Origin of the sequence: Mesorhizobium sp. AR10 (assembly GCF_024746795.1) — a bacterium.
GTDB lineage: Bacteria > Pseudomonadota > Alphaproteobacteria > Rhizobiales > Rhizobiaceae > Mesorhizobium.
Genome location: NZ_CP080524.1, coordinates 2495446 through 2518806 on the forward strand (window position 1 = coordinate 2495446; position 23361 = coordinate 2518806).

A 23361-nucleotide genomic window follows, 5' to 3' on the forward strand; every position below is an offset into this window, starting at 1 on the left:
AGCGTGCTTGCCTTTAATTGCGAACCGGTGTCGTAAATATTAGCAGAAACAAACACTTGATCTGTTCCTGCCGATCGGGGCGAAAATTCAGGCCGCTGAAAGCACGATCTCTTCGGCGGTCGCGTGGATCGATATCGTCATGCTGGCCTCACGCGCCAGGAGCAGCGTGTAGTAGGGCTGAACCGAATGGGCGTCGATCGGCTCCTCGGGCTTGTGACCGGAATGCAGCTCCAGGAATTTCGGCGGCACACGCAGCATCGGGCCGCTTGCTGCAAGTGCAAAACGTGGCTCGGTGTCGAGATTTTCCAGCGTCACCACAAGCTTGCCGCCGCGCGGGATGGCGGCATTGGCAACGAGAAGCAGGTTGAGCAGCAACTTGACCTTGTTTTTGGGCAAGAGCGCGCGGGGTCCGTTCCAGATCAGTTCCGGCTTCTCGTTCTTCAGGAAAGCGATGGCAACGGCCTCGGCGTCGCCGGTGTCGATCATCATGCCGGCCGAACCGGCGGCGCCGAAGGCGATGCGGGCGAATTGCAGGCGGGCCGAAGCGTTCTTGGCGCTCTGGCGGATCAGTTTCATGGCGTCTTCGTCAGCACCGCCTTCATCGAGCAGCTCTAGGCCGTTGTTTATGGCGCCGACGGGCGAAATGATGTCGTGGCAGACCCGGCTGCACAACAACGCTGCGAGATCGGGTGCGGAAAGGGTGAAAAGCTCGGCCATCGACGAAATCCCTGCTAAAAATTCATGGCCCTGATGGCCGGGCGATCAACAGTCGCGCCTGTTCACGCGAATCACACTCTTTCGCAAGCATTCTGAATACACAGCGCCCGTGCGTGCAGCAACAAATCCAAAATTGTCATCGGCGAAAATGGCGTGTTCACGCAGGGTGGCGCGCCTGCGCAGGCGGTTCGAAACAGCCTTCGAACCGCCATCTTCATGTGGGAACTTAATGGTTGAAAAAGGATTACGGCATAGTTTGCCCGTAACAGTCACCCCGAACGGCCGCCAAAGAGCCGCACGGGTGCGAGGCGTCGGCGAAAGTGCTCCCTGACGGAGATTGGAAGCATGTTTTCCCGATTCTACGACCGGACTCCTTTCCGTGTCATCTCAGACCGGACTTTTTTCCGTGTCTTCTCAATGGCGATTGCCCTCATGGGCCTCCTCGTCTTTTCGACCTCGGCTTCGCGGGCGCAGGAATACACCGCTCAGGAGATTGTCGATTCCGGTCACAAATTCTTCGGGGCGACATCGGGCGGGCTCGCCACTGTCGTCGAGAAGATCTTTTCCTCCTATGGCCTGCCCAACGGCTATCTGCTCGGCGAAGAGGGCTCCGGCGCGTTGATCGGCGGCCTGACCTATGGCGAAGGCACGCTCTACACCAAAAATGCCGGCGACCACAAAGTGTTCTGGCAGGGTCCGTCGCTCGGCTGGGATTTCGGCGGCGAGGGATCGCGCGTGATGATGCTAGTCTACAATCTCGATGATGTGACCAGTCTTTACAATCGCTTCGGCGGCGTTGCCGGCTCCGCCTATGTCGTGGCGGGCGTCGGTTTCAACGTGCTGCAGAACAACAGGGTTCTGCTTGTACCGATCCGGACCGGCGTCGGTGCGCGGCTCGGCATCAATCTCGGCTATCTGAAGCTTACGCAAAAGCCGACCTGGAACCCGTTCTGACCTTGCTTGTCGGTGTTCAGGTAATGCCGGCCTGGCCTGAACCTTCGCCGTGACAGCGCATCGACCGGATTTTGTGAGGCACAAGCTGAACGTTGCTGCGGCATACCCTTGCCGCAGCACTGGATTTCCGTCATGCGAAGATGGCAAAGTCCAGCTTTGGCGGTTCTCTGCCATCCATAACGGATAGTCACCTTGGTCCAGTCGATCCTGTTCTTCGCCCTCGGCTTTCTCTGCGCCGGCTTTCTGGTGCTGATGGTTGCTCCGGCGATTTGGCGGCGTGCCGTCGCCTTGACGCGCAAACGCGTCGAGGCTTCGGTGCCGCAGACTCTGACCGAGATCCAGGCGGACAAGGATCGCATCCGGGCCGAGTTCGCGATGTCGATGCGCCGGCTCGAAATAAGCGTCAAGACGCTGCGAGAGAAATCGGCCGAACAGCTCGTCGAGATCAATCGCGGGCATGAGGCGCTGAAGGGGCTGGCGGTCGAGCGGAAGGACAAGAACCAGGCGCTTTCCGAACTGGAAGCCAAGAGCGAAGCGCTTCGGCAGCGCGAGGAGCAGTCGCAGCGCCTATCGGACCGGTTGGCACAGACGGAGCGCATATTGGAAAAGCGCGCACTCGAACTGGAGAAGCTGGAGCATATGTATGACGAGGCCAGCTTCTCTTCCAGCAGCCGTCAGATCGAACTCGTGGCGCGGGAATCCGAACTGGAAAAGCTTGCCAACGACATCTCGGCGCTGCGCGGTCAGCGCAAGGAGGCGGACAGGCGCAATCAGGAGATTGCGGCCGAAAGCAAGGCGGCCCGGGATGACCTGAAGGCCGAGAAGAAAAGAAACGCCGAACTGGACAAGAAGCTCGAGCGGCTGCTCGCAACGCTTGCCGATCGCGAGGACAAGCTTGATCGCCGCGAAAAGGAGCTCGCACGGCTTCGCGAACGATCGAAAGGCGAGGCCGCAGGAAATGCTCCGCCCGCGGGATCCGTTGGAGAGCAGGATAATCAACCCGCCAGGGCTGACGACATCGACAAGGCGATCACCAAGCTTGACGGCGACCGGGAGCGGCTGGAGGCCAGGCTGACGACGCTGGCGCGCGAGAACAAGAGGCTGAAGATGGATATCGCCGCCATCGAAGCATCGAGATCCGAAGATGGCAACGGTGCGCGCGCCGCAAATGCGGCATTGCGCGAGCAGATGAACCAACTGGCGGCGGAGGTCGTCTATCTGACGGTGAAACTCGACGGGCCGGACTCGCCGATCGCCAAGGCGCTTTCAGCATCTCAGGACGTGCGGTCCGGGACCACCAGCCTCGCCGACCGCGTGCGGGCGCTGCAAAAGGCCGCTTCGACAAATTGAGATAGTGCGCGTCGCGTTGAACGGGTTCAGTCGGCACGCTCCAAGTTTTGATGCATGTCGCTGTCCCAAAACCGCTGCGCACCCTCGGGTCAAGTCCGAAGGCAGGCTTTTGGCCGACATGCATCAGGCCTTGATCGCGGAAAAGTGATGTAGGGCGATGGCTGATGCGGCAGCGACATTCAGGCTGTCGAAACCCTTGGACATGTCGATCCGCACCGTCTGAAGCCGGGCGAGCAGGCTTGCGGGCAGGCCTTCACCTTCCGTGCCGAGATAGAGCGCCAGTCGTTCCACTCTTCTCGCGTCGCGAATGTCGGTTCGACCGCGAGGCGACAGGGCGAACTGGCTGAAGCCCAGCCGGTCGAGCGCCGCGGTGAAGCCGGCGGTGTCGCCGAACGATGCAAAGGGAACTTTCAGCGCCGCGCCGACCGAGACGCGGATCGCCTTGCGGTACAGCGGATCGCAGCAGGTCGCGTCCAGAAGCACGGCATCGGCGCCAAGGGCGGCGGCGTTGCGGAAGATCGAACCCATATTGTCATGGTTGGCGATGCCGACCAGTACGACCAACAGCGCGCTGGCGGGCAAGGTGTCCAGCAAGGCCTCGGCCGGCTGCAAGGTGCCCTTGCTGCCGATCGCCAATATGCCACGGTGCATGTGAAAACCGGCGATCCTGTCCATGACCTCGCTGGCCACGACATAGACCGGAAGGTCCAATGGTGCCTTGCGCAAGGTCTCATCGAGGCCGGCCAGCCGGTTTTCAAGAACCAGAACCGACTCAACGGCAAAGCGCCCGGCCGAGAGCAGCACGTCCAGCACCACCTTGCCTTCGGCAATGAAGCGGCCGTGCCGGCCGGTGAGATCGCGTTCGCGGATATCGAGATAGGCGGCGACGCGCGGATCTTGTGGATCATCGATATGGACCGGAACCACGTGCACCTCGCGGACGAAAAACCGTCAGCGAGGTAAGGGACGATCCGGCCTGCCGGTCAAGTCCCGGCGCGGCGCAGGCGGTAGGCCATCTGGGATAACTCACCTTCGCCGAAAATGCCGTCCAGCATGGTGAGGAGTTCGCGCACAGCTCCGGATTTGCAGGAATAATAGATCATCTGCCGGTCGCGGCGGGTCTCGACAAGATCGAGGGCCCGCAGCTTGGCCAGATGCTGCGACAGAGCGGATTGGCTGAGCATGACCTTTTCGGCGATGGCGCCGACCGACATTTCACCGTCGATCAGGTAGCTCATGATCAACAACCGTTTTTCGTTGCCCATCAGCGTGAGAAATGTGGCCGCTGATCCGGCGTTGGCAATTAGCTTGGTCGAGACCATCGATCCCCCATGTTTTCCAGCTCATCCGAACGCTATGGGGGCAATAGCGTCTGATTCCATAGACTCGCTTCTGGATACGCGCTGCTGAATCAGCGACATATGGAATCGTAGAACATTTCGTCCAAATCTCAAGACTTGCTTTCGATTTATGACGATAAACTACCGACTTTGTGAATAGCCGGCTGCCGTCCGGTCCTGGCCATGTCGACCAGAACATGCCGCAGGTCGCGCGCCGTCTTCAGGGGCTCAGGAAAAAAGACCCGGCAAATGCTGTCACCCGACGCCAGGTCCATGCCTTCGGCGTCGAAACCGGTGAGGGTCCAGCCATCGCCTTTGGCCTTGGCGAAATGACGCGCGTACACGGCGATTGCGTCGAGATGGTCGGCATTCATGTGGTCGAGGGCTGATTGTTCGCCGGCGGCAAGTTCGTCGACGATCGGTCCGGCGGCGATCAGATTCGAACGATCGAGCAAATAGGCCTTGCCAAAGCCGCCATTGAGGCTGGCGCGCTCGGGCTCGAGGCGGAAGATCGAGAAGTCGCCAAGCCCGGCATAGAGTTTCGCCTTGGGATTGCGGTTGAGATAACGCCGCTCGGCGCGGACGTGCTCGTTCGATCCACGCTCAAGCCGCACCGCCCGGCAGACCAGCGTCAATCGCGGGTGCGCCAGCGGATCGCCTTTGCCGGGTTCGCCGACAAGCAAGGAGCAACGCGGGTCGGCGAGAACCGCTCGCGTGTGGGCGGACAGCATCGACACGAGGATCAGCGGCGCGCCATCGATGTCGGTGGCGATGCCGACCCTGCTGGCCAGCGGCGAACCGGTGCCGGGTTCAATCACCGCCAGTGCGCCAAAACGAGCGCTGCGGATCAAGGTGCTGGCCAGCCTGACTGCCTCGGCGTCGGTCTCGCGGATCACGTCCTTCTTACGATCGGCCACTGTGCTCACCGCAATAAGTTGATTTTCTTGTCCGGTTATCAACCAATCAGACCGGATCTGACAAGGGCTTCAGTCTCGCTTTCCGCAATGCCGAAGCGCGCCAGCACGATCGCCGGCCGACAGTTGTCATCGGCCGGCATGGTGGCAGGCGTCGGTTGGGAGCCCGAGAAGCGCGGCGCGGGCGCTGGGCGCTCAAGCCCGCCGGCCTTCACAAAGGCGTTGCGAGCACGATTATGAGGATGATCCCTGGCCTCCCGCAATGACAGCACCGGCGCAACGCAGGCATCGGTCTCGGCAAACAGACCGGCCCAGTCATCGCGCGACTTTTGCCTGACCCGATCTGCAATGGCTGCGCGCATCTCTCGCCACAATGTCCTGTCGTATTGTCCGCGGACAAAACGCTCGTCGAGCGGCAGCAGTTTTGCGAATTCGGCGAAGAATCGGGGCTCAAGGCAACCGACGGCGATGTGCCGTCCGTCCGCCGTCTCATAGGTATCATAGAAAGGCGCGCCGGAATCGAGCACGTTCGCGCCACGCGTATCGCTCCATAGACCTGCCGCCATTAAGGCATGCACAGGTGTCGCCAGCATTGAAGCACCCTCGACCATTGCCGCGTCGATCACCTGGCCCTTGCCGGTGCGCGAGCGCTGGAACAGCGCGGCGAGGGCGCCGGCAATCAACATCATGGCACCGCCGCCATAGTCGGCGACGAGGTTGAGCGGCGGGACTGGCCGGCCTGCTTCCTGGCCGATGGCGTGCAGCACGCCGGAATAGGCGAGATAGGTGATGTCGTGGCCGGCGCGACCCGAAAGCGGTCCGTGCTGGCCGAAGCCGGTCATGCGGCCGTAGATCAGCGCCGGGTTGCGTGCCAGTGCGGTGTCCGGCCCGAGACCCAGCCGCTCCATCACGCCAGGACGAAAGCCTTCGACCAACATGTCGGCACGTTCGGCAAGGCGCAGCACCAGCTCGGTGCCTTCCCGGCGCTTCAGATCGATCCGCAGGATAGAGCGGCCGTGGCGGTCCAGATCGTATTCCTCCGGCAGCGACAGGAACGGCCGGCTCGAACCGGCGCGCTCGATGCGCAACACCTCGGCTCCCATTTCCGACAGCATCAGGCCGGCCAGCGGCACGGGCCCAAGCCCGGCCATCTCGATCACCGTCAGGCCGGCGAGCGGGCCGGTCTTGGCCGAGCCGGAGACGTCGGTACTCACGGCCGGGGCACTCATGGCTGGCTACTTCGGCGCCATGCGAATGGCGCCATCGAGGCGGATGGTCTCGCCGTTCAGCATCTGGTTCTCGACGATATGGAGCACAAGTGCCGCATATTCGGAAGGCTCACCCAGACGCGACGGGAAGGGCACCGCAGCCCCCAGCGAATCCTGGACGTCCTGCGGCATGCCGGCCATCATCGGTGTCTTGAAGATGCCGGGCGCGATGGTGCAGACGCGAATGCCTGAGCGGGCCAGGTCGCGGGCCACCGGCAGCGTCATGCCGACGACTCCGCCCTTGGACGCCGAATAGGCGGCCTGGCCGATCTGGCCGTCATAGGCGGCGACCGATGCGGTGTTGACGACGACGCCGCGCTCGCCGCCCTGCAGGGGCTCGAGCTTCGCAGCGCGGTCGGCAACAAGGCGGATCATGTTGAAGGTGCCGATGAGGTTGATCTCGATGACCTTGCGGTATTGTTCCAGCGGGTGCGGACCCTCCTTGCCGATGGTTTTCACACCGATGGCGATGCCGGCGCAATTGACCAGGATGCGCGGTGCGCCGAGCCTCTTTTCCACCTCCGCGACTGCTGCGGCACCACTGTCGGCGCTGCTCACGTCGCATTGGACGGCGATACCGCCGATGTCGCCCGCCACCTTCGCTGCCCGGTCGATGCCGATATCGAATATGGCGACGTCGGCGCCTTTCGCGGCAAGAGCGCGGGCTGTCGCCTCGCCGAGGCCAGAGCCGCCGCCGGTGACGATCGCAATCTGGCCATTCGGGTTCATACCGGTATCCTCCAACCTCTCAGGATCATGCTGCGAAGCCTATTGCATCGGTCCGAAGATCGGAATCGATTTTCGGACCGATGCAATAGATTCGAAAACACAGAGCGGAGGCGCAACCTGTCAGGCGATGGCGGCAATCCGCGCCAGGTCGGCATGGCAGACCTCACCTGAGAGCCGCGCCACGGCGCCCGGTTCGATCTCATGCGACAGCAGCCGGTCAAGATCGACCGGGCGCGGCATGGAGATCTGCCCGCGCGGGATTTTCTTGAAGCCAAGCGGGCCATAGTAAGGCTCGTCGCCGACGAGCATCACGGCCGGCACGCCGGCCTTGCCAGCGGCCTCCAGCGCGATCGCCACCAGCCGGCGGCCGATACCGAGATTCTTGAAGGCCGGCCGTACGGCGAGCGGCCCGAGCATCAGTGCACGGCCAGAGCCGGCGGCGATGCGCGTCATCCGCACAGAGGCGACGACGATGTCGCCATCGACGGCCACGAAAGACAGGGCGCGCTCATGCGGGCCTGCCTCGCGGATCTTGTAGGCGGCCAGCACGAAACGACCCGGCCCGAAGGCTTCTTCGTTGATGGCTTCGACTTGGGGGTCATGCGCCGGAGTTTCCGGCAGGTATTTCACGTCGGCAAGGCTCATGGTCTTTGCGTTCCGGTCTACGAGGAAAGGTTTGCTGCAAGCGGCAGCGTTCGCCAGTCAGCGCATCAAGCGCGGGCGCCCTTTCGTCGTCGGTCGAACCGGATCAAAGCAAAGTCGAACATGCGGATTTTCCGCTAGCACCAATTGTCAGCCTCCGCAATCAGCCGTTTTCGTCAGCCGCCCCCGCCGAGTGACGGTCTGTTCAGTGCCTGGCGACTTCGGCACGGCTGCTTTGCGCCTATATGGGCACAAAGACGAAAGGGCATTGCATGGGATTGCTGGTCGAAGGCAGATGGCAGGATCGCTGGTATGACACCAAAGCCAGCGGCGGCAAGTTCGTGCGGACGCAGGCGCAGTGGCGTGACTGGATCACCGTCGACGGTGCGCCGGCGCAAGACCGCAGCCACGGCTTCAAGGCCGAGCCTGGCCGCTATCATCTCTATGTCTCGCTTGCCTGTCCGTGGGCGCACCGGACGCTGATCTTTCGGGCGCTGAAAAAGCTCGAAGGCATCATCTCCGTTTCGATCGTGCATCATTTCATGGGCGCGAACGGCTGGACATTCCTGGCGGAAGACGGCGCCACCGGCGACACGCTTTATGGTCTCGACTTCCTGCATCAGATCTACACCAAGGCCGATCCTACCTATTCGGGCCGGGTGACGGTGCCGGTGCTGTGGGACAAACGAGAGCAGACAATTGTCTCCAACGAATCCTCCGAGATCATCCGGATGCTCAATTCGGCCTTCGACGCATGGGGCGATGCCAGTCTCGATTTCTATCCGAAAGCGCTGCGAGGCGAGATCGACCGCATCAATGTGCTGGTCTATCCCTCGGTCAACAACGGCGTCTATCGAACCGGCTTCGCCACCACACAAGGCGCCTATGAAGAAGCATTTGGCGAGTTGTTCTCGGCACTCGATACGCTGGAGGATCGCCTGTCACGCCAGCGCTATCTGGTCGGCGACCGGATCACCGAGGCCGACTGGCGGCTGTTCACCACGCTGGTGCGCTTCGATCCCGTCTATGTCGGCCATTTCAAATGCAATCTGCGCCGCATTGCCGACTATCCGAACCTGTCGAACTATCTGCGCGATCTTTACCAAGTACCTCGCGTCGCGGGCACGGTGAATCTGCACCACATCAAGGCGCATTATTACGGTAGCCACGAGACGATCAACCCGACGCGGATCGTCCCGGTAGGGCCCGAACTGGACTATGCCGCGCTGCATGATCGGACGCGGTTCAGGAAGGCCGCTTGATCTACCAGTAGGGCGAGGGTGGTTCGCCGCCAAGCACTTCAGCGATCCGCCGTAGCGTCGCCGGCGTTGTTTCTTTCGGCAGACTGTCGAGTGGGAAGAAGCGGCCTTCGGCGATCTCGTGGTCCGGCAATTTGGGTGCGGCCTGGTTGAAGTGTTCGATCAGGTAGAGGCCGACATGGTCGCGGCGGCTGGAGCGGCGGTTGAAATGCATCGATTTCAGCACTGGTGGGGCGGTCAAGGCGATGTTGCCTTCTTCGGCCAGCTCACGCGCCAGCGCCTCGGCCAGTGTCTCGCCGACCTCGACGCCACCGCCCGGAAACTGCCAGCCCGGAACGTAGGTGTGGCGGATGAGGAAGACGGAATTGGCAGTACGGTCATGGATCAGGCCGCGCACACCGAGCGTCATTGGTCGCCGCAGCACGAAATAGAGGTGGAACAGCCTTGCCCTGAGACCGGCCCAACCGGTCTGGCGGAAAGCGGCCTCCGTATTGGTCGCCATCATCCTTGAAACCGTGAGTGGAAAGCGGGGGGCGCGTCGCTTATGAAGGAGGAATGTTCAGGCTCGCGCATATTTCCGATGTCCATCTGGGGCCACTCCCCGATGTAACCTATCGCGATCTCGCCTCCAAGCGCGTGGTCGGCTACGTCAACTGGCAGCGCAATCGCCGCCGCCATATGCACGACGCCGTCATCGACACGATCGTCGCCGACATGAAGGCGAGCGCACCCGACCACCTCGCTGTGACCGGCGATCTGGTCAATCTGGCGCTCGATGGCGAGATCGAGATGGCCAAACACTGGCTTGAGACGCTGGGCTCTCCCGATGACGTGTCGGTCGTTCCGGGAAACCACGACGCCTATGTGCCAGGCGCCTTCGACAAGACCTGCCGGTCCTGGGCGGCGTGGATGAGCGGCGACGGCGTCAGCACTCCGGTCGATCGCAACGCCTTTCCCTATCTGCGCGTGCGCGGCAATGTCGCACTGATCGGTGTCTCGACAGCGCGTGCCACGGCCCCGTTCATGGCCAACGGCTTTTTTCTCGAAGGCCAGGCCAAAAGGCTGGGCACGGTGCTCGACGCAACGGCCAAGCGCGACTTGTTCCGGGTGATCATGATCCACCATCCGCCAGTGCGCGGCGCCGTTTCTCAGTATAAGCGGCTGTTCGGCATCGCCCGCTTCCACAAGACCGTTCACCGGCACGGGGCCGAACTCGTGCTACACGGCCATTCGCATCTGCCGTCGCTGTTCTTCATCGGCGGACGCGGCGCCAGAATTCCGATCGTCGGTGTTGCTGCCGCTGGGCAGGCGCCTGGCGGCAGGAACCCGGCAGCACAGTACAATCTGCTCGATATCGACGGCGAGAAGGGCGACTGGCGGATCAGGCTGACGCGACGCGGCCTGACGGGGCCGGCCATACCGCCTTCCGATCTGCAGGTGCTGGAGCTTGGCGCGGATACCGAAGCATCCCGGCCACTGATCAAAAGCTGATTTTCATCGCCATGAGGCGATCCCAGAACAGCGCGGCCGACACGGCCAGCCCGACAAGCGCGCCGGCGGTGATCACGCCGAGGCCGGAAAAGAAGGTCGACCAGCCATTGCCGCGCGTGGCGGATTGCAGCGGCGGCTCGGCTTCCGGCGCGGCAGCGCGTCTCATGCCGGCGACAGCCTGCTCGACTCCGCCTTCCATCATCCGCTGGCGCTCGACGACGCGCTCCGCCAGATAGCGCGTCACCTGATCGGCAACGGGTTTCATATCGGTCGATTCGGCGAGCACCACACGGCCGACGCGCGTATCCCTGAGGAAGCGATAGGTGCGGCGATCGCGCCCCATGGCGACATGGCTGACGGCATCGATCCACAGGCGCGGCTGCAGACCGGACGACACGGCGAAGTCGAAATTGTCCATGTCGGCCGGCACCTCCGCGAAGACGGGGGCAAGTTCGGCGGCAAGCAAATCGAGCCGCATGCGATGCGCCTCGCGCATGTCGACCACGACATCGTCGCGGTCGGCGAATGCATTCTTCACGTCGCGAATGGCATCGGACAGTTTGTGCGACTGAACGATGGGGGTGATTTTCTCGCCTGTGTCCTTCATCGGCATTTGCCTCGCGGGTCTGGTTAACAGCGAGTTAACACAGCCGCCGGCAAATTGCACTGGCGTGTTGCGGTCAGCCCGTCGCTGTCTCAAGCCCCGGACGTGGGCGCCTGCTGCGGCGGTTCATATTGCGGCGCACGACCTCGGCAATCAGGCCTGGCGCTTCCTCGACCAGCATATGACCGGCCTTCAGCACATGATGCAGGTGAAAATGCACCGGCAGATCATCGGCCTGAGTGAAGGGCAGCACCGCATCGTCTGTTCCCCAGACCACCATGACCGGCATGTTCAGCGTGTCGAATTGTTCGCGCGGGATGACACCCTGTCGATCGTCCCTGGTCATGGCGGCCGCGATTTCGACAAGTTTCTGCAACTGACCGGGACGCCGGCGCATGTCGGCAAGAATATCGACAATGCGCTCCGAAGGCAGGCTTTGCGGTCCGGACATCGCAGCGAGGCAAGCGCGAACTTCATCCTTGTCGGCAGCCGCGGCGTAGCGGCGCAACAGCGGTCCATTGATCTCCGTCCCAAAACCACCCGGCGCCAAAAGCGTCAGCGATGCTATTTTTTCGGGCTCGGCCAATGCAATCAGCGTTGCCACCGCTCCACCCATCGAATGGCCGACGAGATGCACCCTTTTTAGTCCGCGCGCGGCTATATCCGCGAGAACGGCCCGGGCGGCCGTCTTGGCGGGACCGCTGCCCGGAAAATCGAGGGATAGGCCATGGCCAGGAAGGTCATAGGATAGGGCCCGAATCCCAGGCAACAGCGCCGAGGTTACCTCGCGCCAGACTTCGTGGCTGCCGCCGAAGCCGTGCAAGAAGACGATCGTCTTCGAGCCGGTGCCCCGTTCGGCAGCGTAAAGAGATGAGATCATGAAAATGTATGATTTCGTTGCAAGATCGGGCAGAACACCGAGTTTTAAATTGTGGCTGGATCGCTCTTTGTCAAGAACGATGGTCAGTAAAACTTCCGCGCTCAGTGCGCAGTTTAAAAGAAACTAGCTGGCATTGCCAAGCCCGGCTGCGTGCAGAGCCTCGATCAGCCGGTCGGTCAGGTCGGCCGGATATTTTCTGTCGACGAAAGTCGCGCGTGGATCGGCGGCGAATTTCGGAAATTTGGCAGTCAGTTCGTCCACGAGTTTGCTTGCCAGTTGATCGCGGCCGGCGGCTTTCGCGCCGATCAGCCGCGCAGCCAGATAATGCGATTTCGTTGCTGTCGTTCGCAATGCATCGCTGGCAAGCGCGGCCTTGTCCATGTTGCCCAGCATGAACTCACCGACAAAGAGCCCGAAATCCCACCAGGTAGGATGGCCGCTGGCGGTATCGACCGCGTGAGCAAGGATCGGTGTTCCCTCTGCGTATTTACCGGCGAAAATCAGTCCATAGCCATAAGCCGCGGCCATGCCGAGGTCGTATGGGTTGAGCTCGTAGGCCTTGTGCATCCAGCGGATCGATTCTTCGGAATTGCCGAGGCGCGAATTGAGGTAGCCATAGGCGCGATGCGCATAGGGGCTCGTCGGTCCCATCTGTACGGCGCGATGGGCGAACGACATCGCCTGTTCGACCGTTGCACCGGGCGGATAGGCGTAGTGATCGGTTACCGCCTCAAGATGCAGGGACGCGAGTTCCGAATAGACCAGCGACGACTTTGCGTCCCTGTTGGCCAGGTTTTCGAGACAGCGATAGGCAGCCTCATGGCTCTTGGCGCTCTGATCGAGATAGTATTTGTCGTTGAGCACCAGACATTCGGTTAGGCCGGTCCCAATGCCGCTCTGTTCGATATAGCCGTAGATCGTTCCAGAGGCGGGAATGGTCGAACTCAAGATGTTGGCGATACTGTCCTCGACGGCGGCGGGGGCGCTGTCGGCGGCGGTCAAATTGCGTGACAGCAACACGCGGCCGGTCGCGACGCTCTGAAGTTCGAGCGTGACATCGCCCGCCGCTGGCCCCGGCAGGATATCGAATACGAAACTGGTGGCGTCGGTGATCGGGTCGGGCGGGCCGTGGGCGTCGCGTCCGATGAAGTCGATGGTGTCAAAGCCGGCAAGGCCGGCGCGCAACGATGCAGCAACACGGGCAGCCTCGGCGCCATCGGCTTTCGCGGCGATATAGACCAGGGGCAAGGTCTCCACCGGAGGCGTTGCTATGCTGCTCGTTGCCGCTGCGGTCTCGATTGCCGAGGCTGCTTCATCGCTGTTGAGCAAGACATCGCCGCTTTGGCGAAGGATCAGCACACCCAGCATGGCGATGACCAGAGCCATCGCGCCCCAGAAGAGCTGGAGATGGCGCGCCAACGAAGGCACCGGCTCGGGAACTGTCGAAGACATCAAAGAAGCAGGAGCGCCGACGCCGGGCTCTTCAGACAGCTCGGACAGGGCGGTCACCGCCGCTGCTTGTTCGACCGGCTCTTGTCCGACCGGCAAGCGAATGGCGTTGAGTTCATAGGATGGAACATAGCCGCCGCGCGGAATGGCGATGCGGACAGGTTCGGCAACGCCTTCGTTGGCGAAATAATGCTGCAAAAGCTCGCGCAGCCTGCCCGCCTGCACCCTGACCACGGCATCGGTCGACGGATCGAAATCGCCGTCCTTGCCGAAAACGTCCATGGCGATGGAAAAGCCCTTGAGCCTGTCGGCTTCGCCTGCCTGCTCGCGCTCGACGAGATAGCGCAGCAGTTTTCGCGCGCGTTCGGATCTCCCGAACGTTTCGCTGGCAAGCAATCGCTCCAACGTCTCGCGCACTGCGGGGGCGGCAGGCGTGGCATGCTGCAAGTGTCGATCCTCTCGAAGTCGGCACAGGTTAAGGTTGGGATCATATAGTGCCTACAGTGCCATACAAGCATGCATGCATTATGCGATCACGTACCCCACCAGATATTTCCCGGTGGGTTAACGCATGACCCGGAAAACCGGAGATGCCCGGATCATGCGCAGACGTAAAAGCTCAGCCGCCCTTGCGGCCGACGATGCGGTTGGCTGCCGAAACCACTGCTTCCAGCGATGCGGCGACGATGTTGGTGTTGATGCCGGCGCCGAACAGCTTGCCACCGGGATATTCCATCTCGACATAGGAGATCGCCGAGGCATTCGAGCCGCGCTGCATGGAATGCTCGGAATAATCGAGGACCGACATCTCCACGCCGACATGGCGCGACAGCGCATCGACGAAACCGTCGATCGGGCCGGTGCCGGAGCCGGTGATCGTCATCTCCTTGCCCTTGTCGAGGATGATTGCCTCCACCACCCGCCTGCCCTTGGTCTCGGTGTCCGGATAGGTGTGGTGGTCGAGGAATTTCAGCCGCCCACCGGGTTGGTCGACATAGGTTTCGAGAAAGCGCTCGTAGATGCGCCTGGCCGGCACCTCCTTGCCTTCGGCGTCGGTGATCGCCTGGATGTGCTGGCTGAATTCGATCTGCAGGTTGCGCGGCAGGTTGAGGCCATAGTCCGCCTGCAGCACATAGGCGATGCCACCTTTGCCGGACTGTGAGTTGATGCGGATGATCGCTTCGTAGTTGCGGCCGACATCGGCCGGATCGATCGGCAGATATGGTACTTCCCAGTGCGGCGTGTTGGCCTTGCGCAGCGCCTTCATGCCCTTGTTGATGGCGTCCTGATGCGAACCGGAAAAGGCCGTATAGACGAGCTCGCCGACATAAGGGTGGCGCTCGGGGATCTTCAGCTGGTTCGAATATTCGTAGACGTCCTTCATCCGGTTGATGTCGGAGCAATCCAGTCCGGGATCGACGCCTTGCGTGTACATATTGAGCGCCAGCGTGACGATGTCGACATTCCCGGTGCGCTCGCCATTGCCGAACAGCGTGCCTTCGACGCGGTCGGCACCCGCCATCAGGCCGAGTTCGGTGGTGGCGATGCCGGTGCCGCGATCGTTGTGCGGATGCAGCGAAATCAACAGGCTGTCGCGGTTGTCCAGGTTGCGGCACATCCATTCTATGCGGTCGGCATAGATGTTGGGTGTCGACATCTCGACCGTGGACGGCAGGTTGATGATCAGCTTGTTGTCTGCCGTCGGCTTCACGATCTCAGTGACGGCGTTGCAGATTTCCAGCGCCACTTCGAGCTCGGTGCCGGTGAAGCTTTCCGGCGAGTATTCGAAGCGAAAGCCGCCGCCGGCCTTCGCTGCCATGTCGGTGATCATCTTGGCCGCATCGGTGGCGATCCGCTTGATGCCGGCGACGTCCTTCTCGAAGACGACACGGCGCTGCAATTCGCTGGTCGAATTGTAGAAATGGACGATCGGGTTGGTGGCGCCCTTGAGCGCCTCGAAGGTGCGGGTGATCAGCTCCGGCCGGCACTGCACCAGCACCTGCAGCGAGACATCGGCAGGAACATTGCCTTCTTCGATGCACCAGCGGGCGAAATCGAAATCGGTCTGCGAGGCCGACGGGAAGCCGATCTCGATCTCCTTGAAACCCATGTCGAGCAGCAGGGCGAACATGCGCGCCTTGCGCTCATGGCCCATCGGATCGATCAGCGCCTGATTGCCGTCGCGCAGGTCGACCGAGCACCAGATCGGCGCCTTGTCGATGACCTTCGAAGGCCAGGTGCGATCGGTGAGACCGACGGTCGGATAGGGCTGATATTTGCGGGCAGCGTCCGGCATGCCCCGGGCTGCCTCTGGCATGTCCCGTGTCGCATCCTTGCCGGTTTTCTCGGCATTTGGACGGATCTCTTCTCGTGCGTTCATCGTCATTTCTCCCGGCGGCTCGCGGGTCCACCTTCAGGCGGATTGATGCCGAGCGGCGCCTTTACCAGATTTCATTCGCTTGATGTGACTTGCCAATTTTGAGACTGGCCAAGGAGCGTGCGTGAGCGGCGGTTCGACCGCCGGGCGCTCCTTCAGCGAACCCGGCGATCGCCGATAAGGCCGAGAAGCAGCAGGGTGGAAGCGAGCGCGCGCATGGTCTCGCCGGCAAAGCCGGTCTGACGGGTCGAGTTCGATGCGGGGCGCGTGTTCATGACGGTTCTCATACAGGAGCGGCCAAAGACAGGCAAGTGGGCCGTTCTGTCGCTTGCCCGCAGCGCTCTTCCACACGCGCGGCAAATACGCCAAACTTGCACGTCGACGGGGCTGTATTGCTTCGCTGCCGGGAGGGGTCATCCATGAATTTCGTGTTTTTCTCGCCACATTTTCCAGCCAACGGCGCCGATTTCTGCGACCGGCTGAAAAAGGCCGGCGCCACGGTGCTCGGCATCGGCGATGCGCCCTTCGACGCGCTGGACGGCAAGCTCAAGGCAGCGCTTTCGGAATACTACCGTATCGCCGACATGGAGGACTACGAGCCGGTGTTTCGGGCAATGGGCCATTTCATCCATAAATGGGGCCGTATCGACCGCTTTGAATCGCTCAACGAGCACTGGCTGGAGCTGGAAGCCAACATCCGCACAGACTTCAACATCTTCGGCACCAAGCTCGATTTCGTGAAGAATTTGAAGCGCAAGAGCCGCATGCGCGCCTTCTTCCGCAAGAGCGGTGTCGAGACCATCCCGCAGCGCAAATGCTCCGACCGCGCCGGCGCCATGACTTTCATCCGCCGTGTCGGCTACCCTGTGGTGGTGAAACCGGATTCCGGCTCCGGCGCCTCGAATACCTACAAGATTTCCAACACCCGGGAACTCGACCAGTTCTTCAAGGACAAGCCGGAGGATGTCAGCTTCGTCATGGAACAGTTCATCGAAGGGCTGGTGGTGACCTTCGACGGGCTGGTCAATCGCGACGGCGAGGTGGTGCTGGCCGCCAGCCACCGTTACGACCAGAGCGTCATGGAGGTGGTCAACCGGGATCGCCACATGAGCTACACCTGCTTTCCCGAAATCAGCCCAGCGGTGGAAGAGGCCGGCAGGAAAATCCTGAAGGCATTCGACGTGCGCGAGCGGTTCTTCCACATCGAGCTGTTCGAGACGCAGGACAACCGTGTCATCGCGCTGGAGGTCAACATGCGGCCGCCTGGCGCCTGGATGACCGATGCGATCAACTACACGTTCGACATCGACGTCTACGGCGCATGGGCCGACATGGTGGTGAAGGATGCCGCCGGCGGGCCCTACAAGGGCAAGTATTTCACCGCCTATGCCAGCCGCAAGCGCCACCTCCACTATTTGCACAGCCATGCGGACGTGCTAGCCGCCCACGGCGACAAGATCGTCCACCATCAGCCGATAGAAGAGGTTTTCAGCCGCGCCATGGGAAACTACGCCTACCAGATGCGTTCCAAGGATCCAAAGGCGCTGCGCCAGGCGGTCGACTATATCCACGCGGAAAAGGCGTGAGCCAATGGACATCTCCTATCACAAGGGGTCCAGCCGCAACCTTGGTCGCGACATGGAATATAAGCGCTACGGCCATGCCGGCAGGCCGGTGGTGGTGTTCCCGACCTCGCAGGGCCGGTTCTATCAGTTCGAGGATTCCGGCGGGGTCGGGGCGCTAGCCGACTTCATCGACACCGGCCGCATCCAGCTGTTCACGCTCGACGGCATCGATTCGGAATCCTTCTTCGACAAGCATGCCGATCCCGCCCATCGCATCGGCCGCCATGAAGCCTATTTCCGCTATGTGCGCGAAGAGGCGTTGCCGGAATTGCAGTCCACAGCCTCAGAGGCAAATGGCGGGCGGGCGCTGAAGCCGTTGTTCTGCGGCTGTTCGATGGGCGGCTACCACTCGTCGAACTTCGTGTTCCGTTTTCCGGAACTGGCCAGCGGGGTGATCGCGCTGTCGGGCGTCTATTCGACCCGCGACTTCTTCGGCAAGGCGCTCGACGGCGACATTTTCTTCAACTCGCCGCTCGACTATCTGCCCGGCATCGTCGACCAGAAACTGCTTGCCCGGCTGAAGGCGCTGCGGTTGATCTTCTGCTGCGGGCAGGGCGCCTGGGAAGAACGGATGCTGGTCGAGACGCATGCGCTGGAGCAGATCCTGCGCGACAAATCTATCCCCGCATGGGTCGACTATTGGGGCGGCGACGTCGCCCATGACTGGCCGTGGTGGCACAAGCAATTGGTCTATTTCTTTGCCCGCTGGCTCGATGACGATCTGATGCACCGACTGGACTGATGACCACGCCCGATGCCATTCGCCGCTTTGTCGAAGCCACCAACGAAGGTGACACGGAAGCTTTTCTGGACATTTTCACGGCCGACGCTTTCCTCAGCGACTGGGGCCGCACTTTCAATGGCCGCGCGCAAATTGCGAAGTGGAACCAGTCGGACAATATCGGTGTGCAGTCCAATCTCAGCATCGTCCGCATCGCCGCAGTGGACGGCACCTATCGCGTCCGGATCGCCGTGAGGGGCAACGGCTTCAATGGCGAAGGCGACATGACCTTCACGCTGGACGGCGATCTCATCTCGAGCCTGGTTATCGCCTGAGGATTTGTCGCGTGGCTGCGGAACATACCCGTGCGATGCAGGTCTCTCATTCGTGAAAATATGACTACATTCATCAAGTTTCTATGGAAACGCCGGTGCCGCTGTGGCATGTCGCCTCAACCGATTTCGAGAGGCGAACGATGGACCAATTGAGCGCGCAAACCCGTATCAGCGACGATGCCATCCGGTTGGTGATGGACAAGCTTCGCGCCGAGCACGGTGAATTCGAGATCGACAGCGGCGTTGCCGATCAATGGGAATTTCGCACGCATTACGGCTCGTTACGCGCCACGCTCGATGACGAAAGCGTGCTGATACGGGTCGCGGCTGAAGATGAAACCTGCCTCTCCTACATGAAGATGGCAGTCGCCGGCCATTTCTCCGAACATCTCGGCACGACCAAAGGTATCCGCTGGGAAGGCGACGGCAGCGATGCCGGCACGCCGGTGTTCTTCCGCGAGATCACGGTGATGTCCGCGACGCGGATTTCTCCGCACATGCAGCGAGTCCGCTTCGCCGGCAAGGATCTCGGCCGGTTTGCCCGAGGCGGCCTGCATGTGCGGCTGCTGCTGCCGCCGCTTGGACGGCGACCGGCCTGGCCGTCGATGGGCGCCGACGGCCTGCTGGTCTGGCCCTCGGGCGACGACGCTCTCGTCGTTCGCGTCTACACGATCCGGGCACTCGATGCCGCAAGCGGCTGGCTCGACGTCGATTTCGTCCTTCATCCCGGCAGGGACACGCCCGCCGCCGCTTTCGCGGAAAACGCTTTGGCGGGCGATGTCATCGGCATGATCGGACCCGGCGGTGGCGGCGTACCTGACGCGGACAATTTGCTTCTGGTCGGCGACGACACCGCTCTTCCCGCCATTGGAAGAATCCTGGAGCATCTTTCGCCGTCGACCCGCGCCGAGGCGTTCATCGAAGTCGATGGTCCCGAAGACCGGGTTCCGTTGGCCACCGGGAAGAATATCGACGTCACCTGGCTCTATCGGCAAGGGCGCGAGGCCGGCACTGCCGGACTGCTGCCCGCAATCCTGAAGGAGCGGAATCGCATGGCGCTCCCGGACAACCTTTATGTATGGGCCGGATGCGAGTTTGGCGATTTCCGCGAGATCCGCAAGATCGTCCGCAAGGAGTGGGGCGTGGCGCGCGACCGGCATCTGGTCACGGCCTATTGGCGTCGGGGGGCACAAGGCGAGGACGAGGGCAGCGAGGAATAGTGCTGCTGCGCGCGGCTGTGGTCAGCGGCGGTTGGACACCACGGCAATCGCCGGCACCGCCATGAGCGCGATCACGCCGGCGCCGGCAAAAAACGCGCCATAGCCGAAATACTGCGCTGCATAGCCTGCCACGATCCCACCCGCCATGCTGACCAGTGCGTCCATACACTGGAAAAGCGTGAAATCCACGCCCGCCTGCTTCGGGTCCGACCAGCGCATGAACTGCGCGTAAAGTGCCACGAACCCAAGAGCCATGACGCCTGATGAACTGAGCACTGCGACGGCTATCAGAACGGTTGTCGAGAAGCCCCCGAACACGTCGAAGACGGAAAAGAAGAACAATGATCCGGCCTGCAGGATGAGCGCCAGGACGAGCACATTGCGGGTGCCGCACCATCGGACGAGAGCGCCGCCAGCGAGCGCCGCTGCAACGCCGACGAACATGCTGCCGATGCCGTTCACGATCCCGATTGTGGAGAGGTTGAGCCCGGCGTCGATCAGGAACGGGCCGAGCATGGCCAGCCCCGCCTTCTGGGCCAGGACATAGATCGCCGAGGCGGCGAGACCGCCCCGTATTTCCGGGCGCCGCAACGCGCTGGCGAGCGAGGGAACGTGCGCGCGCGTCTCTGCGCGCGCCCGGTTGGCCACGCCGAGCAGGAAGGGAAGACCGAGCGGCAGGAGCAGGAAAGCCATGGCCCAGACGGCGATCCGCCAGCCATGGCTATCGACCAGAAACAGAAACAGGCCGCCGCCGATGGCCGAGCCGAGATAGGCGCCGCCGACCTGCGCGGCATTACCCCAGCCGTGGTTTTCCTTTGCGAGGCTTTGCACCGCGAAACCGTCGCAGGCGATGTCGACGGTAGCGGCGGCGAAGGCGACCACGGTCAGGCAAGCCAGAACCGGCCACCATGCAGCCGGGCCGAGCGCGCCGACCGCGCACATTCCGGCGATGGACACCAGGCCGCCGGCAACAACAATCGTGCCGGTGCGGGTTTTTCCCGCCGGCGGAAGCCGATAGCGCTCGATCGCTGGCGACCACAGGAATTTGAGCGCCCATGGTAGCGCGACCAGCGAAATGAGACCGATCCGATCGAGGGGCAAGCCCTGGTCGCGCATGACGGCCGGCAGGCCCGTCCAGGTGATGCCGCCGATCACGCTCTGCGCGACGTAGAGGCCGCCGATCGACAGGAGGACGGTTACAGGCGATGGCGATGCCCGCCTCGAAACGGCGATATCCATCAGAAGCGGTAGCGCAAGCTGGCGAACAGCGAGCGGCCCTCGTCGCGGTAGCAATAGCCGGCTGAGCAGATGGTCTTTTGATTGTCGAACAGGTTCTTGGCGTTCACCTGCAATTTCACGCCTTCAAGGGCCGGATTGCGGTAGCCGAAATCGTAGGAAAGCGAGGCGTCGACGAAGGCGCGCGCGTCATTCTTGAAGGTGTTGGTGTCGTCGCCATAGCTCGAGCCGGCGACGCGGACGCCCGTACCCAGCCCAAGCCCCTCCAGCGTGCCGTTCTCGAACTGGTAGTGGCCCCAGAGTGACAGGATGTGGTTCGGCGTCGCCGACAGCTCCTTGCCCGTGGTTTCCTCGGCGCCGCGCTCGATCTTCACGCGCAGATAGGTGTAGGAGGCGATGAAACTGAAGCCGTTTTCGAGCGAGGCATTGGCTTCCAGCTCGACGCCGCGCGAGTTGAGGTCGAGCTGGCGCTGCTTGTTGATGCCGGTCGAGGCGTCGAACACGACGCCGTCCTTCTGGTCGATGTCGAACAAAGCGGCGCTGACGGTCGCGTTGTAATCCGGGATCTCGTATTTGACGCCGATCTCCTTTTGCGTGGCGATGGTCGGGCGGGCGACACGGGAGACGTCGCTGCTGACGTCGTCATAGACAAAGCCGATGTTGGGCGAGAACGAGGTCGAATAGTTGACGTAGGGCGTGATGCCCCATTCGGTCTGGTAGGACAGGCCGAGCCGGCCGGAGAAGGCGCTGTCCTTTTGGCTGGACTCAGTGAAGTCGGCGGCGGTGGAGGTGGTGTCGACCCAGTCGTAGCGGCCGCTGGCAAACAGGGTGAAGTCGTTCCACTCCATCTGGTCGTGCAGATAGACGCCGAGCTGGTTCATCTCCTGTCCGCCAGAGTGGGGAACTGGCATCGCCTTGATGTCGTCGACCGAGACATAGGACAGACCGCTGGCGGCATCGTAGTCCGACCAGGCGTAGTCGATGCCGCCGACAGCGGTGTGTTTGACCGGTCCAGTGTCGAACTCGAACTGCGCCATGTTGTCGACGACGAAGTTCTTCATGTTTTCGGTGTAGTGGCCCCAGTAGCGCTGCAGCGGCTGGTCGGCGCCGATCGAATAGTGGCCGCTGTATTCGATGTCGCTGTCGACGGCGTTGTAGCGCAGGTTCTGGCGCACCGTCAGCACGTCGTTGAAACGGTGCTCGAACTCGTAGCCGATGCGGCCCTGGCTCTGGGCAAAGTCGTTCCAGGCCGGATCGCCCTCATAGACGTTGGACAGCACGCCATAGGCCGAATTGTAGAAGGCCGCCGTGCCGCCGGTGGCGGATTTCGAATATTCGCCGAGGATGGTCAGTTTGGTGTCCTCGTCCGGCTTGAAGGTGATTGCCGGCGCCAGATAGATCTTGTCATCGGGATAGGCAGGCAATTCGGTGTCGCTGGTGCGGCCGAGACTGGTGAAGCGGTAGAGAATGCTGCCGTCCGCGTTGACCGGCCCGGAGGCGTCAAGCCCGGCCTGGAAGCGATTGTGCTCGCCCGCAAGCAATTCGATCTCGCGATATTGTTCTTCCTTGGGGCGCTTGGTGACGACGTTGACGATGCCGCCCGGGCCACTGATGCCGTAGAGCGAGGAAGCTGGACCTTTGAGGATTGTGACGCCCTCGATGCCGTAAGGCTCGGTCTTGAACCAGGCCGAGGGGCCGTTGTACTGGCGCAGCCCGTCGCGGAACATGCCATTGTAGAAGGCCTGGAAGCCGCGCAGGAAGAAGGCGTCGTAGCGGGTGTCGAAGCCGAAGCTGTTGGGATTGGCGCTGGCCGTGTAGCCGAGCGATTCGTTCAACGTGCGCGGCTTCTGGTCCTCGATCTGCTTTTGCGTCACCACCGAAACGGCCTGTGGGATTTTGGCGATCGGCGTGTCGACCTTGGTGCCGATGCGGTCCTTCTTGGCGACATAGCCATCCTGCACCAGTATCTCGTCGCTCTCGGCGGTTATCTCGATCTTCTTGAGGACAGTGACGTCTCCGCTGTCTTGAGCGCAAGCCTGTCCGGACTGGCCGAGCATCGCTGCGCCACCCAACAATGATATTCCCAGGCGCCATGTCGTCGGCCGCTTCCGCATCAACTCGTCTCCACTGTCTACACGCAGGATTGCCGACACGCGCTCTCAAATATGAGTGGTTTAGTCAAGTATTTTTTGCCACTGTCCTCCGGTTGGTCTGGCGTTGTCACCAGACGGCAAAACGCATCCGGTTTCA

22 protein-coding genes are annotated in these 23361 nt (G+C 62.0%); 8 read left to right on the forward strand and 14 right to left on the reverse strand.

Features of this window, described 5'->3' with window-relative positions; all coding sequences use genetic code 11:
• Nucleotides 1-87: 87 nt before the first annotated feature.
• On the reverse strand, nt 88-717 hold the full coding sequence (gene chpT / locus LHFGNBLO_RS15640; protein WP_258608774.1) for a histidine phosphotransferase ChpT: 630 nt from the start codon (nt 715-717) through the stop codon (nt 88-90).
• 417 nt (nt 718-1134) lie between these two features.
• On the opposite strand from chpT, the gene LHFGNBLO_RS15645 reads away from it, so the two are divergent.
• Both LHFGNBLO_RS15645 and LHFGNBLO_RS15650 read left to right on the forward strand, forming a co-directional pair.
• Nucleotides 1135-1671 (forward strand): DUF1134 domain-containing protein, encoded by a 537-nt coding sequence (locus LHFGNBLO_RS15645; RefSeq protein WP_258608776.1) that lies wholly within the window; start codon nt 1135-1137, stop codon nt 1669-1671.
• Between the two features lie 192 nt (nt 1672-1863).
• Nucleotides 1864-3021 carry a hypothetical protein gene (locus LHFGNBLO_RS15650; RefSeq protein WP_258608777.1) on the forward strand — a complete coding sequence of 386 codons (1158 nt, stop codon included), beginning with the start codon at nt 1864-1866 and terminating at the stop codon, nt 3019-3021.
• Between the two features lie 123 nt (nt 3022-3144).
• On the opposite strand, the gene LHFGNBLO_RS15655 is transcribed toward LHFGNBLO_RS15650, so the two are convergent.
• The 6 genes from LHFGNBLO_RS15655 to LHFGNBLO_RS15680 all read right to left on the reverse strand — a co-directional run bounded on the left by LHFGNBLO_RS15655 (nt 3145) and on the right by LHFGNBLO_RS15680 (nt 7917).
• Nucleotides 3145-3948: a TrmH family RNA methyltransferase gene (locus tag LHFGNBLO_RS15655; protein ID WP_258608779.1), complete on the reverse strand. Its 804-nt coding sequence runs from the start codon at nt 3946-3948 to the stop codon at nt 3145-3147.
• Between the two features lie 56 nt (nt 3949-4004).
• A complete protein-coding gene (locus LHFGNBLO_RS15660) occupies nt 4005-4343 on the reverse strand; it encodes an ArsR/SmtB family transcription factor (RefSeq protein ID WP_258608781.1) in 339 nt (112 codons plus the stop codon).
• Nucleotides 4344-4489: 146 nt separating this feature from the next.
• A complete protein-coding gene (locus tag LHFGNBLO_RS15665; RefSeq protein WP_258608783.1) occupies nt 4490-5278 on the reverse strand; it encodes a HugZ family protein in 789 nt (262 codons plus the stop codon).
• A 38-nt stretch (nt 5279-5316) separates the two neighbouring features.
• Nucleotides 5317-6489, reverse strand: a complete 1173-nt coding sequence (locus LHFGNBLO_RS15670) for a CaiB/BaiF CoA transferase family protein (RefSeq protein ID WP_258608785.1) — start codon at nt 6487-6489, stop codon at nt 5317-5319.
• Nucleotides 6490-6510: 21 nt separating this feature from the next.
• Nucleotides 6511-7272 carry a 3-hydroxyacyl-CoA dehydrogenase gene (locus LHFGNBLO_RS15675; RefSeq protein ID WP_258608787.1) on the reverse strand — a complete coding sequence of 254 codons (762 nt, stop codon included), beginning with the start codon at nt 7270-7272 and terminating at the stop codon, nt 6511-6513.
• Nucleotides 7273-7392: 120 nt separating this feature from the next.
• Nucleotides 7393-7917, reverse strand: a complete 525-nt coding sequence (locus LHFGNBLO_RS15680) for a GNAT family N-acetyltransferase (protein WP_258608790.1) — start codon at nt 7915-7917, stop codon at nt 7393-7395.
• 269 nt (nt 7918-8186) lie between these two features.
• Between LHFGNBLO_RS15680 and LHFGNBLO_RS15685 the strand changes: the two genes are divergently transcribed.
• Nucleotides 8187-9176, forward strand: a complete 990-nt coding sequence (locus tag LHFGNBLO_RS15685; protein ID WP_258608793.1) for a glutathione S-transferase family protein — start codon at nt 8187-8189, stop codon at nt 9174-9176.
• Between the two features lies 1 nt (nt 9177).
• Here LHFGNBLO_RS15685 and LHFGNBLO_RS15690 read toward each other — a convergent pair whose 3' ends face one another.
• Nucleotides 9178-9675, reverse strand: coding sequence for an NUDIX domain-containing protein (locus LHFGNBLO_RS15690; RefSeq protein WP_413774720.1), 498 nt, complete (start codon nt 9673-9675; stop codon nt 9178-9180).
• 53 nt (nt 9676-9728) lie between these two features.
• On the opposite strand from LHFGNBLO_RS15690, the gene LHFGNBLO_RS15695 reads away from it, so the two are divergent.
• Nucleotides 9729-10664 carry a metallophosphoesterase family protein gene (locus tag LHFGNBLO_RS15695; RefSeq protein WP_258608796.1) on the forward strand — a complete coding sequence of 312 codons (936 nt, stop codon included), beginning with the start codon at nt 9729-9731 and terminating at the stop codon, nt 10662-10664.
• Here LHFGNBLO_RS15695 and LHFGNBLO_RS15700 read toward each other — a convergent pair.
• The 4 genes from LHFGNBLO_RS15700 to leuA all read right to left on the reverse strand — a co-directional run bounded on the left by LHFGNBLO_RS15700 (nt 10654) and on the right by leuA (nt 15977).
• Nucleotides 10654-11271 carry a hypothetical protein gene (locus LHFGNBLO_RS15700; RefSeq protein ID WP_258608797.1) on the reverse strand — a complete coding sequence of 206 codons (618 nt, stop codon included), beginning with the start codon at nt 11269-11271 and terminating at the stop codon, nt 10654-10656. The genes LHFGNBLO_RS15695 and LHFGNBLO_RS15700 overlap by 11 nt on opposite strands.
• 73 nt (nt 11272-11344) lie before the next feature.
• Nucleotides 11345-12148, reverse strand: a complete 804-nt coding sequence (locus tag LHFGNBLO_RS15705; protein ID WP_258608798.1) for an alpha/beta fold hydrolase — start codon at nt 12146-12148, stop codon at nt 11345-11347.
• Between the two features lie 123 nt (nt 12149-12271).
• A complete protein-coding gene (locus LHFGNBLO_RS15710; RefSeq protein ID WP_258608807.1) occupies nt 12272-14044 on the reverse strand; it encodes a hypothetical protein in 1773 nt (590 codons plus the stop codon).
• A 172-nt stretch (nt 14045-14216) separates the two neighbouring features.
• The gene (gene leuA, locus LHFGNBLO_RS15715; protein WP_413774690.1) at nt 14217-15977 is read right to left on the reverse strand and encodes a 2-isopropylmalate synthase; all 1761 of its coding nucleotides are present in this window, start codon (nt 15975-15977) and stop codon (nt 14217-14219) included.
• Between the two features lie 416 nt (nt 15978-16393).
• On the opposite strand from leuA, the gene LHFGNBLO_RS15720 reads away from it, so the two are divergent.
• From LHFGNBLO_RS15720 to LHFGNBLO_RS15735, 4 genes are all read left to right on the forward strand, one after another.
• A complete protein-coding gene (locus LHFGNBLO_RS15720) occupies nt 16394-17560 on the forward strand; it encodes an ATP-grasp domain-containing protein (RefSeq protein WP_258608809.1) in 1167 nt (388 codons plus the stop codon).
• A gap of 4 nt (nt 17561-17564) precedes the next feature.
• On the forward strand, nt 17565-18341 hold the full coding sequence (locus LHFGNBLO_RS15725) for an esterase family protein (RefSeq protein ID WP_258608811.1): 777 nt from the start codon (nt 17565-17567) through the stop codon (nt 18339-18341).
• Nucleotides 18341-18655 carry a nuclear transport factor 2 family protein gene (locus LHFGNBLO_RS15730; RefSeq protein WP_258608813.1) on the forward strand — a complete coding sequence of 105 codons (315 nt, stop codon included), beginning with the start codon at nt 18341-18343 and terminating at the stop codon, nt 18653-18655. The genes LHFGNBLO_RS15725 and LHFGNBLO_RS15730 overlap by 1 nt, the downstream gene beginning before the upstream one ends.
• Before the next feature lie 140 nt (nt 18656-18795).
• Nucleotides 18796-19875 (forward strand): siderophore-interacting protein, encoded by a 1080-nt coding sequence (locus tag LHFGNBLO_RS15735; RefSeq protein WP_258608814.1) that lies wholly within the window; start codon nt 18796-18798, stop codon nt 19873-19875.
• Nucleotides 19876-19896: 21 nt separating this feature from the next.
• On the opposite strand, the gene LHFGNBLO_RS15740 is transcribed toward LHFGNBLO_RS15735, so the two are convergent.
• The gene (locus tag LHFGNBLO_RS15740) at nt 19897-21114 is read right to left on the reverse strand and encodes an MFS transporter (RefSeq protein ID WP_258608816.1); all 1218 of its coding nucleotides are present in this window, start codon (nt 21112-21114) and stop codon (nt 19897-19899) included.
• Nucleotides 21114-23225, reverse strand: a complete 2112-nt coding sequence (locus LHFGNBLO_RS15745; RefSeq protein WP_258608817.1) for a TonB-dependent siderophore receptor — start codon at nt 23223-23225, stop codon at nt 21114-21116. Before LHFGNBLO_RS15745 ends, LHFGNBLO_RS15740 begins: the two co-directional genes overlap by 1 nt.
• Nucleotides 23226-23361: the final 136 nt, after the last annotated feature.

Coding starts and splice junctions, on each gene's coding strand:
- LHFGNBLO_RS15660 (WP_258608781.1), bottom strand. CDS start 4,343: ATGGTCTCGACCAAGCTAATTGCCAACGCCGGATCAGCGGCCACATTT.
- LHFGNBLO_RS15705 (WP_258608798.1), bottom strand. CDS start 12,148: ATGATCTCATCTCTTTACGCTGCCGAACGGGGCACCGGCTCGAAGACG.
- LHFGNBLO_RS15685 (WP_258608793.1), top strand. CDS start 8,187: ATGGGATTGCTGGTCGAAGGCAGATGGCAGGATCGCTGGTATGACACC.
- LHFGNBLO_RS15700 (WP_258608797.1), bottom strand. CDS start 11,271: ATGAAGGACACAGGCGAGAAAATCACCCCCATCGTTCAGTCGCACAAA.
- LHFGNBLO_RS15680 (WP_258608790.1), bottom strand. CDS start 7,917: ATGAGCCTTGCCGACGTGAAATACCTGCCGGAAACTCCGGCGCATGAC.
- LHFGNBLO_RS15645 (WP_258608776.1), top strand. CDS start 1,135: ATGGCGATTGCCCTCATGGGCCTCCTCGTCTTTTCGACCTCGGCTTCG.
- LHFGNBLO_RS15725 (WP_258608811.1), top strand. CDS start 17,565: ATGGACATCTCCTATCACAAGGGGTCCAGCCGCAACCTTGGTCGCGAC.
- LHFGNBLO_RS15675 (WP_258608787.1), bottom strand. CDS start 7,272: ATGAACCCGAATGGCCAGATTGCGATCGTCACCGGCGGCGGCTCTGGC.
- LHFGNBLO_RS15745 (WP_258608817.1), bottom strand. CDS start 23,225: ATGCGGAAGCGGCCGACGACATGGCGCCTGGGAATATCATTGTTGGGT.
- leuA (WP_413774690.1), bottom strand. CDS start 15,977: ATGAACGCACGAGAAGAGATCCGTCCAAATGCCGAGAAAACCGGCAAG.
- LHFGNBLO_RS15695 (WP_258608796.1), top strand. CDS start 9,729: ATGTTCAGGCTCGCGCATATTTCCGATGTCCATCTGGGGCCACTCCCC.
- LHFGNBLO_RS15740 (WP_258608816.1), bottom strand. CDS start 21,114: ATGGATATCGCCGTTTCGAGGCGGGCATCGCCATCGCCTGTAACCGTC.
- chpT (WP_258608774.1), bottom strand. CDS start 717: ATGGCCGAGCTTTTCACCCTTTCCGCACCCGATCTCGCAGCGTTGTTG.
- LHFGNBLO_RS15735 (WP_258608814.1), top strand. CDS start 18,796: ATGGACCAATTGAGCGCGCAAACCCGTATCAGCGACGATGCCATCCGG.
- LHFGNBLO_RS15690 (WP_413774720.1), bottom strand. CDS start 9,675: ATGGCGACCAATACGGAGGCCGCTTTCCGCCAGACCGGTTGGGCCGGT.
- LHFGNBLO_RS15730 (WP_258608813.1), top strand. CDS start 18,341: ATGACCACGCCCGATGCCATTCGCCGCTTTGTCGAAGCCACCAACGAA.
- LHFGNBLO_RS15720 (WP_258608809.1), top strand. CDS start 16,394: ATGAATTTCGTGTTTTTCTCGCCACATTTTCCAGCCAACGGCGCCGAT.